This window comes from Nocardioides sp. Z38_18 (assembly GCF_058215695.1).
This window is the reverse complement of sequence record NZ_JBZAJE010000002.1, coordinates 1,118,395-1,132,779: the sequence shown is the minus strand read 5'-3', so window position 1 is coordinate 1,132,779 and position 14,385 is coordinate 1,118,395. Positions and strand designations below refer to the sequence as shown.

The 14,385-nt window shown below is 70.9% G+C and carries 12 protein-coding genes; 11 read left to right on the top strand and 1 reads right to left on the bottom strand.

All coding sequences use genetic code 11. From position 1 onward, the window contains the following. Positions 1–54 precede the first annotated feature (54 nt). The 9 genes from AC4BGC_RS16590 to araA all read left to right on the top strand — a co-directional run bounded on the left by AC4BGC_RS16590 (position 55) and on the right by araA (position 11,218). A complete protein-coding gene (locus AC4BGC_RS16590; protein ID WP_490556709.1) occupies positions 55–1,089 on the top strand; it encodes an aldose epimerase family protein in 1,035 nt (344 codons plus the stop codon). A gap of 218 nt (positions 1,090–1,307) precedes the next feature. Next, positions 1,308–2,303: an ABC transporter substrate-binding protein gene (locus tag AC4BGC_RS16585; protein ID WP_490556707.1), complete on the top strand. Its 996-nt coding sequence runs from the start codon at positions 1,308–1,310 to the stop codon at positions 2,301–2,303. 97 nt (positions 2,304–2,400) lie between these two features. Continuing rightward, positions 2,401–4,008 (top strand): sugar ABC transporter ATP-binding protein, encoded by a 1,608-nt coding sequence (locus AC4BGC_RS16580; protein ID WP_490556705.1) that lies wholly within the window; start codon positions 2,401–2,403, stop codon positions 4,006–4,008. Beyond that, positions 4,001–5,065, top strand: coding sequence for an ABC transporter permease (locus AC4BGC_RS16575; protein WP_490556703.1), 1,065 nt, complete (start codon positions 4,001–4,003; stop codon positions 5,063–5,065). Before AC4BGC_RS16580 ends, AC4BGC_RS16575 begins: the two co-directional genes overlap by 8 nt. Further along, positions 5,062–6,066 (top strand): galactofuranose ABC transporter, permease protein YjfF, encoded by a 1,005-nt coding sequence (gene yjfF / locus AC4BGC_RS16570; RefSeq protein ID WP_490556701.1) that lies wholly within the window; start codon positions 5,062–5,064, stop codon positions 6,064–6,066. Before AC4BGC_RS16575 ends, yjfF begins: the two co-directional genes overlap by 4 nt. Beyond that, positions 6,063–7,136 (top strand): LacI family DNA-binding transcriptional regulator, encoded by a 1,074-nt coding sequence (locus AC4BGC_RS16565; RefSeq protein WP_490556700.1) that lies wholly within the window; start codon positions 6,063–6,065, stop codon positions 7,134–7,136. Before yjfF ends, AC4BGC_RS16565 begins: the two co-directional genes overlap by 4 nt. Further along, a complete protein-coding gene (araB, locus tag AC4BGC_RS16560) occupies positions 7,133–8,917 on the top strand; it encodes a ribulokinase (RefSeq protein ID WP_490556698.1) in 1,785 nt (594 codons plus the stop codon). Before AC4BGC_RS16565 ends, araB begins: the two co-directional genes overlap by 4 nt. Beyond that, positions 8,914–9,591: an L-ribulose-5-phosphate 4-epimerase gene (locus AC4BGC_RS16555; protein ID WP_490547341.1), complete on the top strand. Its 678-nt coding sequence runs from the start codon at positions 8,914–8,916 to the stop codon at positions 9,589–9,591. Before araB ends, AC4BGC_RS16555 begins: the two co-directional genes overlap by 4 nt. A 55-nt stretch (positions 9,592–9,646) precedes the next feature. Further along, complete coding sequence (araA, locus tag AC4BGC_RS16550; RefSeq protein ID WP_490556696.1) at positions 9,647–11,218, top strand: L-arabinose isomerase; 1,572 nt, start codon at positions 9,647–9,649, stop codon at positions 11,216–11,218. Between the two features lie 37 nt (positions 11,219–11,255). Here araA and AC4BGC_RS16545 read toward each other — a convergent pair whose 3' ends face one another. Continuing rightward, positions 11,256–12,335, bottom strand: a complete 1,080-nt coding sequence (locus AC4BGC_RS16545) for an alpha/beta fold hydrolase (RefSeq protein WP_490556695.1) — start codon at positions 12,333–12,335, stop codon at positions 11,256–11,258. Between the two features lie 132 nt (positions 12,336–12,467). Here AC4BGC_RS16545 and AC4BGC_RS16540 point away from each other — a divergent pair, with 132 nt between their 5' ends. Both AC4BGC_RS16540 and AC4BGC_RS16535 read left to right on the top strand, forming a co-directional pair. After that, positions 12,468–13,463 carry an aldo/keto reductase gene (locus AC4BGC_RS16540; RefSeq protein ID WP_490556693.1) on the top strand — a complete coding sequence of 332 codons (996 nt, stop codon included), beginning with the start codon at positions 12,468–12,470 and terminating at the stop codon, positions 13,461–13,463. Between the two features lie 34 nt (positions 13,464–13,497). Continuing rightward, on the top strand, positions 13,498–14,373 hold the full coding sequence (locus AC4BGC_RS16535; RefSeq protein WP_490556692.1) for an AAA family ATPase: 876 nt from the start codon (positions 13,498–13,500) through the stop codon (positions 14,371–14,373). The last annotated feature ends 12 nt before the right edge of the window (positions 14,374–14,385 follow it).

Genomic DNA, 14,385 nt, shown 5'->3' with positions numbered 1-14,385 from the left:
TGGTCCGGATTCCTGTTCCCTCCCGGCGCGGTGATGGTCGTCTAGCGTGCTGGTATGGAAACCGGACCGTTCGGCGACTCGGCACTCGGACCCGTCCAGCTGCTCACCATCGGGACCGAGCCCGGCCCGGTGCTCGAGCTGCTCGACCTCGGCGCCACCGTGCACCGGCTGTGGGTCACCGGCGGCGACGGCGTACGTCGCAACGTGGTGCTGGGCCACGCCTCCGTCGAGGAGCGCCTCGCCTCGACCGCCTACCTCGGCGGCACGATCGGCCGCTACGCCAACCGGATCGCCCGGGGCCGGTTCTCGCTCGACGGGAAGGACCACGAGGTCGGCACCAACGACCGGGGCAACAGCCTGCACGGAGGCCGTGACGGGTTCGACCGCCGGATCTGGTCGGTCGCGGACGGCTCCGAGCGGCACGTCACCCTGCGGCTGGTGAGTCCCGACGGCGACCAGGGCTTCCCCGGCCGGCTCGAGGTCTCGGTGCGGTTCGAGGTCATCGAGGACCGGGTCGAGGTGCGATTCGAGGCCACCACGGACGCACCCACCGTGGTGAACCTGACCAGCCACGCCTACTTCAACCTCGAGGGGGAGGGCTCCGGCACCATCGACGACCACCGGCTCGGCATCGACGCCGACGGCTACCTCCCCGTCGACGAGACCGGTGTCCCGAGCGGCGTGCTCGAGCCGGTGGCGGGCACCCCGTTCGACGTACGCCGCCCCACGGGCCTGGCCCGGGTCGTCCGCAGCCGGCACCCCCAGCTCGTCGCCGCCCACGGCATCGACCACAACTACGCCCCGCGCGGCGAGGGTCACCGGGTCGTGGCCACGCTCGACTCCCCGCGCACCCGGACCCGCCTCGAGCTCAGCAGCGACCAGCCCGGGCTGCAGGTCTACACGGGCAACGCCCTGGACGGCGTGCTCGGCTCGACCACGGGCGGGCTCTACCGCCAGGGGGACGGGATCGCCCTGGAGCCGCAGCTGTTCCCGGACAGCCCGAACCGGCCGGACTTCGACTCCCCGGTGCTCCGCCCGGGGGAGACCTACCGGGCGGCCCTGGACTGGCGGTTCCGCGCCCTTCCCTAAAGGCCTGCGCCCGGGAGGTCTCCCGGTCAGCGTCCGGCCCGCGCCCGCTTTGGCCGCGTTTGATGTGAGCGATCACATTTCCCAGGTCACAGGATGGTCACGCCGGTCAAGAAGTTCTCTCCTCGTCCTTGACCTTCGCGAATGTTAACGCTCACACTCGCAAGAAGTGACGTGCGTCACACACGGGCTGGGACCCGACGAACCGAGAGGACAACACCGTGCTGAAGAAGAGTCTGGTCGCCGCGTGTGCGATCACCTTGAGCACCATCTCGCTCACCGCATGCGGCAGCTCCGACTCCGGGAACAGCGCAAGCGGCGGCGGGGACAAGATCACGATGGGCTTCGCGCAGGTCGGCGCCGAGAGCGGCTGGCGCACGGCGAACACCAAGTCCATCAAGGAGACCGCCAAGGCCGAGGGCATCGACCTGAAGTTCTCCGACGCCCAGCAGAAGCAGGAGAACCAGATCAAGGCGATCCGGTCCTACATCCAGCAGAAGGTCGACGTGATCGCGTTCAGCCCCGTCGTCGAGACCGGCTGGGACACCGTGCTCGTCGAGGCGAAGCGCGCCAAGATCCCGGTGATCCTCACCGACCGGTCCGTGGACAGCAAGGACGACTCCCTCTACGAGACCTTCCTGGGCTCCGACTTCATCGAGGAGGGCCAGAAGGCCGGTGACTGGCTGGTGAAGAACGCTGCCGACGCGGACGGGAACGGCGACGGCAAGATCAACGTCGTCCAGCTCGAGGGCACCACGGGCGCCGCCCCCGCGATCGACCGCGGCGAGGGCTTCGCGGAGAAGGTCAAGGCCGACCCGAAGATCAAGGTGATCGCCTCCCAGACCGGGGACTTCACCCGTGACGGCGGCAAGAAGGTGATGGAGTCGTTCCTGAAGTCCCAGAAGGGCATCGACGTCGTGTTCGCGCACAACGACGACATGGGACTCGGCGCCATCGAGGCGATCAAGGCGGCCGGGCAGAAGCCCGGGACCGACATCAAGATCATCACCGTGGACGCCGTCAAGGACGGGATGACCGCCCTGTCCAAGGGGGAGATCAACTACATCGTGGAGTGCAACCCGCTCCTCGGTCCCCAGCTGATGGACCTGGCCAAGAAGGTCGTCGCCGGGGACGAGGTCCCCAAGCGGGTCGTCACCAAGGAGTCGGCGTTCGACCAGGCGTCCGCCACCAAGGTCCTGGCCGACCGTCAGTACTGACGACCGCCAGCAGGAGCCGCTGGGCCCGTCCCGGAACGACCGTGGCGGGTTCGGCGCTCACGGCACCCCATGGGTGCCCGGGACCGAGGAGAAAGCGATGACCCAGATGGACCTCCAGCCGACCGTCGCGAAGGACGAGTCCGCACCCGCCCGCAACGGGGACGGAGGGACCGGCGTCCCTCCCGTCGTGGAGATGCACGACATCCACATCGCCTTCGGCGGCGTACCCGCTCTTGCCGGCGTCGACCTGCGTCTCTTCCCGGGGGAGGTGCATGCGCTGATGGGGGAGAACGGCGCTGGCAAGTCAACGATGATCAAGGCGCTCACCGGGGTCTACAGCATCGACCAGGGCTCGATCGAGGTCGCCGGCTCCCGGCAGAGCTTCTCCTCGCCGGCCGCCTCCCAGGCGGCCGGCATCAGCACGGTCTACCAGGAGATCAACCTGTGCACGAACCTCTCCGTGGCCGAGAACATGCTGCTGGGCCGCGAGCCCCGTCGGTTCGGGGGCATCGACGGCAGGGCGATGAACCGGCGTGCCCAGCAGACCCTCGACCGGCTGGGCCTGGACATCGACCCGGCCTCGGAGCTAGGTGAGCACCCGATCGCGGTCCAGCAGCTGGTGGCGATCGCGCGGGCGGTCGACGTGGACTGCAAGGTGCTGATCCTCGACGAGCCGACCTCCAGCCTGGACGCCGACGAGGTCGCGAAGCTCTTCGAGGTGATGCGGACGCTGCGCGAGCAGGGAGTCGCCATCGTGTTCGTCTCGCACTTCCTGGACCAGATCTTCGAGATCAGCGACCGGCTCACGGTGCTGCGCAACGGCGCCCTGGTCGGGGAGCGGATGACTGCGCAGGTCACCGAGCTCGAGCTGGTGCGGATGATGATCGGGCGCGAGCTCGAGGTCCTCGAGCGCATCGACCGCGGGGCCGCGGCCAGCGACGTGCAGGAGTCCGGCGTACCGGTGCTCAAGGCGCTGCACCTGGGCCGCAACGGCTCGCTGGAGGCGGTGGACCTCGATGTCTACGAAGGGGAGGTGATCGGGGTCGCCGGGCTGCTGGGCTCGGGTCGGACCGAGCTCGCGCGGCTGCTGTTCGGAGCCGACACCGCCGACAGTGGCGAGCTCGAGGTGCATGCGCGACCTAGCCGGTTCCGCAGCCCCCGCAACGCCATCGACCACAAGATCGCCTTCTCCAGCGAGAACCGCCGGGCCGAGGGAGTGATCGAGGACCTGACCGTCGCCGACAACATGCTGCTCGCGATGCAGGCCACGCGGGGGTGGCTGCGGCCGATCCCCGCCGCGACCCGGACCCGCCTGGTCTCGCAGTACCTCGAGGCGCTCGACATCCGGCCCCCCGACCCCGGCGCGATGATGCGCACCCTCAGCGGCGGGAACCAGCAGAAGGTGCTGCTGGCGAGGTGGCTGATCACCGAGCCCGAGCTGCTGATCCTCGACGAGCCGACCCGGGGGATCGACATCGGCGCCAAGGCGCAGATCCAGGGGCTGGTCGCCGACCTGGCGCGCAGGGGAGTGGCGGTGGTGTTCATCTCCGCCGAGCTCGAGGAGGTGCTGCGCCTCGCCGACCGGCTGGTGGTGATGCGCGACCGCCGCAAGATCGACGAGCGCCCGAACGACGACCTCAGCGTCAGCGACATCCTCGAGATCATCGCCGGCGAGGCCCGCAGCGAGGAGGCCAGCCATGCCTGAGACGACGCCCACCGTCACCAGCAGGGCCGCGTCCCTGGCGAGCAAGCCGCTGCTGTGGCCGGTCCTGGCACTGGTCGCGCTGCTCGTGGTCAACGTGGTCGCCACCCCGTCGTTCTTCGACATCCGGATGCAGGACGGCCACCTCTACGGCAATCTGGTCGACATCCTCCGCAACGGAGCCCCCGTGCTGCTGGTCGCGCTCGGGATGACCCTGGTGATCGCCACCCGGGGCATCGACCTCTCGGTCGGTGCCGTGGCCGCGATCGCGGGCGCCGTGGCCTGCGTCTACATCGCCGGCGCCCGGGACCAGGCGTCGGCGGCCACCGCGATCGTCGCCTGCACGATGGCCCTGGGGGTCTGCGTCCTGCTCGGGCTGTGGAACGGCTTCCTGGTCGCGGTGCTGGGGATCCAGCCGATCATCGCGACGCTGGTGCTGATGACCGCCGGGCGCGGCCTGGCGATGCTGATCACCGACGGCCAGATCACCACCGTCAACAACGACACCTTCGCCGCCCTCGGCGTCGGTTTCGTGGCCACGCTGCCGGTGGCGATCCTGGTCGCGCTCGCCGTCTTCGCGATCACCGGCGTGGTCACCCGGCGTACGGCGCTGGGGATGCTGATCGAGTCCGTGGGGATCAACCCGGAGGCGAGCCGGCTCGCCGGCGTCCGCGCCCGCACGATCATCTGGACCGTCTACGTGTTCGCCGCCCTCTGCGCCGGGCTGGCCGGCCTGATGATCGCGGGCAACACCAGCGCCGCCGACGCCAACAACGCCGGCCTGTGGATCGAGCTCGACGCCATCCTCGCGGTCGTCATCGGCGGTACGTCGCTGGCCGGGGGACGTTTCTCCCTGACGGGGACCCTCATCGGTGCCATGCTCATCCAGACGCTGGCGAGCACGATCCCCAACATCGGCATCCCGGCCCAGTCCAACTACCTGTTCAAGGCCGTCGTGGTGATCCTCGTGTGCCTGGTCCAGTCGCCGAAGGCGCGGGCCGCGCTGAGGGTCCGGCGTACGACCTCCGCCCCCCTGACCGCGAACGGAGGTGCGGCATGAGTGCCGCGACCGCCACCGGGACCAGCACCTGGGACCGGGTCCGCACCTACTCTCCGCCCTCGCAGTACCTCCCGGTGCTGGGCACGTTCGCCTTGTTCGTCGGCATGTTCGCCGCGGGCGGCGTCCGCTACGAGGGGTTCGCCTCGCCGCAGGTGGTGCTGAACCTGCTCGTGGACAACGCGTTCCTGATCGTGCTGGCGGTCGGGATGACCTTCGTGATCCTCACCGGGGGCATCGACCTCAGCGTCGGGTCCGTCGTCGCCCTCTCCACCATGGTCGCTGCCCGGACGCTGGAGGCGGGCTGGTGGCCGGCACTGGCGATGGGCGCGGTGCTGCTCATCGGCACCACGATGGGGCTGGTGACGGGCCTGGTGATCCACTACTTCGACATCCAGCCGTTCATCGCCACCCTGGCGGGGATGTTCCTCGCCCGCGGGCTCTGCTACCTGATCAGCATCGAGTCGATCCCGATCCGCAACGAGACCTTCATCAGCATCGCCTCGGGGCAGATCTCGCTGCCGGGCGGTCTCTACACGACCTCCGCGGCCGTGCTGGCCCTGGCGCTGGTCGCGGTCGCCGCCTGGGTGCTGCACCGCACCAGGTTCGGCCGCACCGTCTACGCCATCGGCGGCAGCGAGAGCTCCGCGACCCTGATGGGCCTGCGGGTCGCGTTCACCAAGGTGATGGTCTACGCGATCAGCGGGTTCTGCGCCTCGCTGGCCGGGCTGCTGTTCTCCCTCTACATGCTCTCCGGCTACAGCCTGCACGCCGTGGGCATGGAGCTGGACGCGATCGCCGCCGTGGTCATCGGCGGCACCCTGCTCACGGGTGGTCGGGGCCTGGTGATCGGCTCCCTTCTCGGGGTGCTGGTCCTCGGCACGATCCAGACGTTCATCTCCTTCGACGGCACGCTCAGCTCGTGGTGGACCAAGATCACCATCGGGGTGCTGCTGCTGGCCTTCGTGGTCCTCCAGCGGTTCATCACCAGGCGTCAGGCATGAGCGCCACCGAGCCGCGGGCGATCAGGCCGCTCGCCGGACGTACGCCGGTGATGGCCGACGTGGCCCGCCTCGCGGGGGTCTCGCACCAGACCGTCTCGCGGGTGATCAACGGGCACGACAGCCTGCGCCCGGAGACCCGGGCCCGCGTCGAGGAGGCGATCCGGCAGCTCGGCTACCGCCCCAACACGGTGGCCCGGGCGCTGGTGACCCGACGCTCGGCGACCATCGGCGTGATCGCCACCAACGGCGGGCTCTGGGGACCCTCCACGGTGCACCGGGCGATCCAGGCCGCTGCCCGCGAGTCCGGCTACTTCGTCAGCTCGGTCAACCTGCCCGACGTCACCCGGGAGGACCTCGCGGCCGCCGTCGAGCACCTGCGTGACCACAACGTCGAGGGCATCGTGATGATCGTCGCCACCGACGAGTCGCTCGACATCGCCCGGCACCAGGAGACCGGCGGCGTACCGGTCGTGGTCGTCGAGGGTGACCTGTCCCGGGCACCGTGGACCGTCGGGGTCGACCAGGTCGCCGGCGCCCGGATGGCCACCGAGCACCTGCTCTCGCTCGGGCACACGCAGATCATGCACGTGGCCGGCCCGCAGCACTGGGAGGAGGCGCGGGCACGCGTCACCGGCTGGCGCGAGGCGATCCATGCCGCCGGCCTGCAGCCGATCGAGCCGCTGCTCGGCGACTGGACCGCCGCCAGCGGTCACGCCGTGGGCCAGGTCATCGCCGGGCGCCGGGAGGTCACGGCGGTCTTCGTGGCCAACGACCACATGGCGATCGGGGTGCTGCGCGCCCTCTCCGAGGCGGGGCGCTCGGTGCCCGACGAGGTCAGCGTCGTCGGCTTCGACGACATCCCGGAGTCGGGGTTCCTGATCCCGCCCCTCACCACGGTCCGGCAGGACTTCGACGCGGTGGGACGTCTCGCGATCGACACCCTGAACGTGGCGATGCGCCCCGAGGAAGACGCAGGCGACGACGGCGGAAGCTCGCGCCGCGGGCTGCTGATCGAGCCGGAGCTGGTCCGTCGCGCCAGCACCGCGCCGCCACCGAGGAGTCGAGGATGACCACTGCGGCCGACCAGAGTTCCCACCCCGGAGACGTCGTCGTCGGCGTCGACTTCGGCACCCTGTCCGGCAGGGCTCTCGTCGTACGCGTCGCGGACGGCGCCGAGCTGGGGACCGCGACCCACGAGTACGCCCACGCGGTGCTGGACGAGGCACTTCCCTCCGGTACGCCGCTGGCACCCGACTGGGCCCTGCAGGTGCCCGACGACTACCGCGACGTGCTGCGCAACGCGGTGCCGGCCGCCCTCGCCGCCGCAGGGGTCGACCCGGCGCGGGTGATCGGCATCGCCACCGACTTCACCGCGTGCACGATGGTGCCCGTGCTCGCGGACGGCACCCCGCTCAACGAGGTGGACGGGTTCGCCGACCGCCCGCACGCCTACGTGAAGCTGTGGCGCCACCACGCCGCCCAGCCGCAGGCCGACCGGATCACGGCCCTGGCAGCATCCCGCGGGGAGAGCTGGCTGCCCCGCTACGGCGGCCTGATCTCCTCGGAGTGGGAGTTCGCCAAGGCCCTGCAGCTCTTCGAGGAGGACCCCGAGCTCTACGAGCGCACCGAGCACTGGGTGGAGGGCGCGGACTGGATCGTGTGGCAGCTGTGCGGTCGCTACGTCCGCAACGCCTGCACGGCCGGCTACAAGGGGATCCTGCAGGACGGCCGCTACCCGGGCCCGGACTTCCTCGAGGAGCTCGCGCCGGGGTTCGGGTCCTTCGTCACCGACAAGCTGGAGCACCCGATCGGCCAGCTCGGCGACCGCGCGGGCTCGCTGACCGCGGAGGCGGCGGCGTGGACCGGCCTGCCCGAGGGGATCGCGGTGGCGGTCGGCAACGTGGACGCCCACGTCAGCGCGCCCGCGGCGCAGGCCGTGGAGCCCGGGCAGATGGTGGCGATCATGGGCACCTCGACGTGCCACGTGATGAGCTCGGACCGGTTGCGCGAGGTGCCGGGGATGTGCGGCGTCGTCGACGGCGGCATCGTCTCGGGCAGCTGGGGGTACGAGGCCGGGCAGAGCGGTGTCGGCGACATCTTCGGCTGGTTCGTGCGGACGGGGGTGCCGCAGGCCTACGCGACACAGGCCGAGCGCAACGGCGAGACCGTGCACGAGCTGCTCACCCGCCTCGCCGCGGCTCAGGAGGTCGGCGAGCACGGGCTGGTGGCGCTGGACTGGCACAGCGGCAACCGGTCGGTGCTGGTCGACCACCAGCTCTCCGGGCTCGTGGTCGGGCAGACGCTCGCGACCAGGCCCGAGGACATCTACCGCTCCCTGCTCGAGGCCACGGCGTTCGGAACCCGGGTGATCGTGGAGACGTTCCGCGACGCGGGCGTGCCGGTGACCGAGTTCATCGTCGCGGGCGGACTGGTGAAGAACCCGCTGCTGATGCAGATCTACGCCGACGTCCTCGCGATGCCGCTGTCGGTGATCGGCTCCGACCAAGGCCCTGCCCTGGGGTCCGCGATCCACGCGGCGGTCGCCGCCGGGGCGTACGCCGACGTACGGGCTGCCGCGAGAGCGATGGGCCGGGTCCGCCCCGACAGCTATCGCCCGGACCCGGCCCGGGCCCGTGCCTACGACCGGCTCTACGCGGAGTACCTCGAGCTGCACGACCACTTCGGCCGAGGATCCTCGGCGATGCGGCGGCTCAAGGGCATCCGTCACGACGCGGTGGCGCGACGTCGCGGCCGCCGGGCAGCCGAGGACCCGGCGCCGACGGACGCCGAGTCGTTGGGCACGGAGCCGCTGGGCAGCGACCGGCAGGCGAGCCCGGAGATGTCGGCATGACCGCCGTCGCCGAGGTCGACGCGAGCGTCCGGTCCCTGCGTCGCGAGGTGTGCGCGCTGCACGAGCAGCTCACCCGCTACCGGCTGGTGGTGTGGACGGCCGGCAACGTCTCGGCGCGGGTGCCCGGGCAGGACCTGCTGGTGATCAAGCCCAGCGGCGTCTCCTACGACGAGCTCACCCCCGAGAACATGGTGGTCTGCGACCTGCGCGGACGCGTGGTCGAGGGGGAGCACGCGCCGTCCTCGGACACCGAGGCGCAGGCCTACGTCTACCGGCACCTGCCGCAGGTCGGCGGCGTGGTGCACACCCACTCCACCTATGCGACCGCCTGGGCCGCGCGCGCCGAGCCGATCCCGTGCGTGCTCACGATGGTCGCCGATGAGTTCGGCGGCGACATCCCGGTCGGGCCGTTCGCGATCATCGGCGACGACTCCATCGGGCGCGGCATCGTGGAGACCCTGCGCGGGAGCCGGTCGCGCGCCGTGCTGATGCAGAACCACGGGGTGTTCACGGTCGGGCCGACCCCCCGGGCGGCGGTCAAGGCCGCCGTGATGTGTGAGGACGTGGCCCGGACCGTCCACGTCGCGCGCCAGCTCGGCCAGCCGATCCCCGTCGAGCCGGCGGCCGTCGACGAGCTCTACGAGCGCTACCAGAACGTCTACGGCCAGCGCTGACCGTGCGGTCGACCCGCGCAGCGACGCCCCCACCGAGAGATCCCGGAGGTCCACCATGACCAGCACCGCCCCAGTCCCGGCGACAGTCCCGGCCCCAGCATCGGCCCCAGCCCGGGGGTCAGCCTCGGGGTCAGCCTCGGGCGAGGTCTGGTTCCTCACCGGCAGCCAGGCGCTCTACGGCCCGGAGACGCTGGACCAGGTCGCCGAGCAGTCCCGCGTCATCGCCGAGCGCCTCGACGCGGCGCTGCCGGTGCGCGTGGTGTGGAAGCCGGTCCTGCTCGACTCGGTCTCGATCCACCGGCAGATGCTGGAGGCGAACACCGCCAAGGAGTGCATCGGCGTGATCGCGTGGATGCACACGTTCTCGCCGGCCAAGATGTGGATCTCCGGGCTCGACGCCCTGCAGCAGCCGCTGCTCCACCTGCACACGCAGGCCGGGATGGCGCTGCCGTGGTCCACGATCGACATGGACTTCATGAACCTCAACCAGGCCGCGCACGGCGACCGGGAGTTCGGCTACATCCAGACCCGTCTCGGGGTGCCCCGCACGACGGTGGCCGGGCACGTCGAGTCACCGCAGGTGGCTGCCCGGATCGGGTCGTGGGCCAGGGCGGCGCTGGGACGGCACGAGCTGCGCCGCCTCCGGCTGGCCCGCTTCGGGGACAACATGCGCGACGTCGCCGTGACCGAGGGCGACAAGGTCGAGGCCCAGCTCCGGTTCGGGGTCTCGGTGAACACCTACGGCGTCAACGACCTCGTCTCCGTGGTCGACGAGGTCTCCGAGGACGAGGTCGACAAGCTCGTCACCGAGTACGCCGACACCTACCGGGTGGCGTCCGAGCTGCTGCCGAACGGCGAGCGGCACCGGTCGCTGCGCGACGGCGCCCGGATCGAGCTCGGCCTGCGGGCGTTCCTGACCGAGGGATCCTTCGACGCGTTCACCACGAACTTCGAGGACCTCGGTGGGCTGCGCCAGCTCCCGGGTCTCGCGGTGCAGCGGCTGATGGCCGACGGCTACGGGTTCGGCGGGGAGGGGGACTGGAAGACCTCGGTGCTGCTGCGGGCGACGAAGGTGATGGCCGCGGGGCTCCCGGGAGGGACCTCGTTCATGGAGGACTACACCTACCACCTGGTCCCGGGCGAGGAGAAGATCCTCGGAGCGCACATGCTCGAGGTCTGCCCGAGCATCACCACCCGGCGTCCCTCGCTGGAGGTCCACCCCCTCGCGATCGGGGGGCGCGAGGATCCCGTCCGGCTCCGGTTCGTGGCGGACCCGGGGCCGGCGGTGGTGGCGGGCATCTGCGACCTCGGGGACCGGTTCCGCCTGACCGTCAACGAGGTCGACGTCGTCGAGCCCGACGAGGACCTCCCGGCGCTGCCGGTCGCCTGCGCGGTGTGGGAGCCGCGCCCCTCGCTGTCCACCTCGGCCGAGGCCTGGCTGATGGCCGGGGCGCCGCACCACACGGTGCTCTCCAAGGCGATCGGGGTCGAGGTGCTCCAGGACTTCGCCGAGATGACCCGGACCGAGCTGGTGGTGATCGACGCGGACACCACGGCGCGCGGGTTCCAGCGCGAGCTGCGCTGGAACGCCGCCTACCACCGGCTGGCCGAGGGGCTGGGCGCCTGAGCGGCTGGTGCTCCCGCCGCCGCCCTTGGTCAGGGCCTCAGGCCTCGGTCGCGAGCAGCTCCTTGAGGTGCTGGTCGACCTCGTCGAGATAGGTCTTCTCGAAGCCGAACAGCCCGAAGTGGCCCGCGACCGTGTGCAGCATCCGCAGCTCGCTGCCGGGCGTGAGCTCCTGCTCGATGCGGCAGTCGCCGGGCGGGAAGAACATGTCCTGCTCGATCGGCATCACGAAGGTCTTCGCGCGCACCCGGCCCAGGGCCGCGGCCAGGTCGCCGCCGGCGTTGCGGGCGACGTCGCCGCGCTGCCACTTCCAGCCCATGGTGAGCAGGGCGTTGGGATCCATCATCCGGAAGAGCGCGCGCAGGAAGTTCTCCTGGAACTCCTCGAAGGTGTCCCAGCCCATCGCCTCGTCGAGCGGCTCGATGCCGCGCCAGAACTCAGTCCGCCAGAACTCCGTGGTCAGCCCCATCACCGCCCAGATGTCGGCGTGCCGTCCCAGGCCTGCGGCGACGTCCGCGGCGGCGGCGTACTCACCGCCGTTCCAGCCGGGGTCGGAGGTGATCGCGTCCATCAGGGTCTGGGTGAACACGAAGTCGTGCGGGGTGTTCTGCGCGGTCCCGGCGATGGGTGCGGCTCGTCGTACCTTCTCGGGGAAGCGCACCGCCCACTCCCAGGTCTGCTGGGCGCCCATCGAGCCGCCCACCACCAGGGCGAGGGTCTCCACGCCGAAGGTCTCCCGCAGCAGCTGCTCCTGGGCGCGTACGTCGTCGCCGATGCGCACGTGCGGGAACTTCGACATCGCCAGCTCGGGGTCCTCGACCGTGTGCGGCGAGGTGCTGAGGCCGTTGCCGATCTGCTTGACCACCACGATGAAGTACTGCGAGGGGTCCAGCGCCTGGCCCTCGCCGATGTAGACCTGCTCCCAGGTCTGGTGGGTCCCGGAGAACCACGTGGGCACCAGGATCACGTTGTCCTTGGCGTCGTTGAGCTCGCCGTAGGTGGCCACCGCGAGCTGCAGGTCGGGGATCACCCCGCCGTCCTCGAGCTCGAACCGGCCCACCGAGTGCAGCTGGTAGTCCCCTTGCTCCTCGGCGGTGTAGAACGGATTGGCGAGCGGCATGGGAACCTCCGAGAACGGGTAGTGGTGACGTGCGTCACACGCTATCGCGGGAATCCCTCACGATCCTGGGCTGTCGAGCCCGGCATCCGGACGAGGCCCGCACCTGCAGCAGCGATGAGAGAAGAGGCCCGCATGGAGCAGCGACTACTGGGACGGACCGGCCGCGAGGTCTCGGTCGTGGGCCTGGGCACCTGGCAGCTGGGCGCCGACTGGGGCGAGGTCAGCGAGGACGACGCGCGTGCCGTGCTCGAGGCGTCGGCGGAGGAGGGAGTGACCTTCTACGACACGGCCGACGTCTACGGCGACGGTCGCAGCGAGCAGATCGTTGGCCGGTTCGCCGCCGCCCACCCCGACGCGGGGTTCACCGTGGCCACCAAGATGGGCCGGCGGATGGACCAGGTGCCGGAGAACTACTCGCCCGAGAACTTCCGCGCCTGGATCGACCGCTCGCGCAGGAACCTCGGCGTGGACCGGCTCGACCTGGTCCAGCTGCACTGTCCGCCCTCGGAGGTGATCGACTCGGATGCCACGTACGACGCGCTGGACGCCCTGGTCGAGGACGGCTGCATCGCGGCGTACGGCGTGAGTGTGGAGACCGCTGCCCAGGCGCTCTCCGCGATCGCCCGCCCGCACCTCGCCACCGTGCAGATCATCCTGAACGCGCTGCGGCTCAAGCCGCTGGAGGAGGTGCTGCCCGCGGCCGCCGAGGCCGGCGTCGGGATCATCGCCCGGGTCCCGCTGGCCTCGGGCCTGCTGTCGGGCAAGTACGACGAGACCACCACCTTCGCCGACGACGACCACCGCAACTACAACCGCGACGGCAGCGCCTTCGACGTGGGCGAGACCTTCTCCGGCGTCCCCTACGAGGTGGGGCTGCAGGCCGCGGCCGACTTCACCCGCCTGGTGAAGACCTCCGCCCCGGGCGGACTCACCCCCGCCCAGGCCGCGATCGCCTGGATCTGGCAGCAACCGGGCGTGACCACCGTGATCCCCGGCGCCCGCAACGAGCAGCAGGCCCGGTCCAACGCCGCCGCAGGCAACGCGAACAACCTCGGCGTCGAGTTCATGGACGGCGTCCGCTCGATCTACGACCAGCGGGTCCGCGGGCTGGTGCACGAGCGCTGGTGACGGGGCCACCGCCCACGACAGGCACAATGGCCACGTGACCCAGACGCCCTCATGGTTCGAGTCCCCGGCTGACGCCGAGAAGCAGCTGGCCGCGGTCGGGTACCTCGCCGACAACGCCACCGCCACCACCGCGTTCCTGGCCGGTGCACTCGAGAAGCCGCTGCTGGTGGAGGGGCCGGCCGGGGTCGGCAAGACCGAGCTGGCCAAGGCGATCGCGCGAGCGAGCGGGGCCGAGCTGGTGCGGCTGCAGTGCTACGAGGGGCTCGACGAGGCGCGGGCGCTGTACGAGTGGAACTACAAGAAGCAGCTGCTCCGCATCCAGGCGGCCGGTGACCAGTCCTGGGACGAGACCCACGACGACATCTTCACCGAGGAGTTCCTGCTCACCCGGCCGCTGCTCACCGCGATCCGGCGCGAGGAGCCGACCGTCCTGCTGATCGACGAGGTCGACAAGAGCGACGTCGAGGTCGAGGGGTTGCTGCTGGAGGTGCTCAGCGACTTCCAGGTGACCATCCCGGAGATGGGCACGATCGTCGCCGTACGCCGCCCGCTGGTCGTGCTCACCTCCAACGCCACCCGCGAGCTCTCCGAGGCGATCAAGCGCCGCTGCCTGTTCCTGCACATCGACTACCCCGAGTCCGAGCGCGAGCGCGAGATCGTCGTCTCGCAGGTGCCCGGCATCGAGGAGTCGCTGGCCGGCCAGATCGTCGAGGTGGTGGCCAGGCTGCGCGGCCTGGAGCTGCGCAAGGCGCCGTCGATCGCGGAGACCATCGACTGGGCACGCACCCTGATCGCCCTCGGCACCCGGACCCTCGACGAGGCCGCGATCGACCAGACCCTGGGCGTGGTGCTCAAGCACGCCAGCGACCACGACCGCGCGGTGCGGGAGCTCCGGCTCCGCACGCGGTGAGCGAGACGAGCC

Coding starts and splice junctions, on each gene's coding strand:
- AC4BGC_RS16565 (WP_490556700.1), top strand. CDS start 6,063: ATGAGCGCCACCGAGCCGCGGGCGATCAGGCCGCTCGCCGGACGTACG.
- AC4BGC_RS16590 (WP_490556709.1), top strand. CDS start 55: ATGGAAACCGGACCGTTCGGCGACTCGGCACTCGGACCCGTCCAGCTG.
- AC4BGC_RS16545 (WP_490556695.1), bottom strand. CDS start 12,335: ATGCCGCTCGCCAATCCGTTCTACACCGCCGAGGAGCAAGGGGACTAC.
- AC4BGC_RS16555 (WP_490547341.1), top strand. CDS start 8,914: ATGACCGCCGTCGCCGAGGTCGACGCGAGCGTCCGGTCCCTGCGTCGC.
- yjfF (WP_490556701.1), top strand. CDS start 5,062: ATGAGTGCCGCGACCGCCACCGGGACCAGCACCTGGGACCGGGTCCGC.
- AC4BGC_RS16580 (WP_490556705.1), top strand. CDS start 2,401: ATGACCCAGATGGACCTCCAGCCGACCGTCGCGAAGGACGAGTCCGCA.
- araA (WP_490556696.1), top strand. CDS start 9,647: ATGACCAGCACCGCCCCAGTCCCGGCGACAGTCCCGGCCCCAGCATCG.
- araB (WP_490556698.1), top strand. CDS start 7,133: ATGACCACTGCGGCCGACCAGAGTTCCCACCCCGGAGACGTCGTCGTC.
- AC4BGC_RS16575 (WP_490556703.1), top strand. CDS start 4,001: ATGCCTGAGACGACGCCCACCGTCACCAGCAGGGCCGCGTCCCTGGCG.
- AC4BGC_RS16540 (WP_490556693.1), top strand. CDS start 12,468: ATGGAGCAGCGACTACTGGGACGGACCGGCCGCGAGGTCTCGGTCGTG.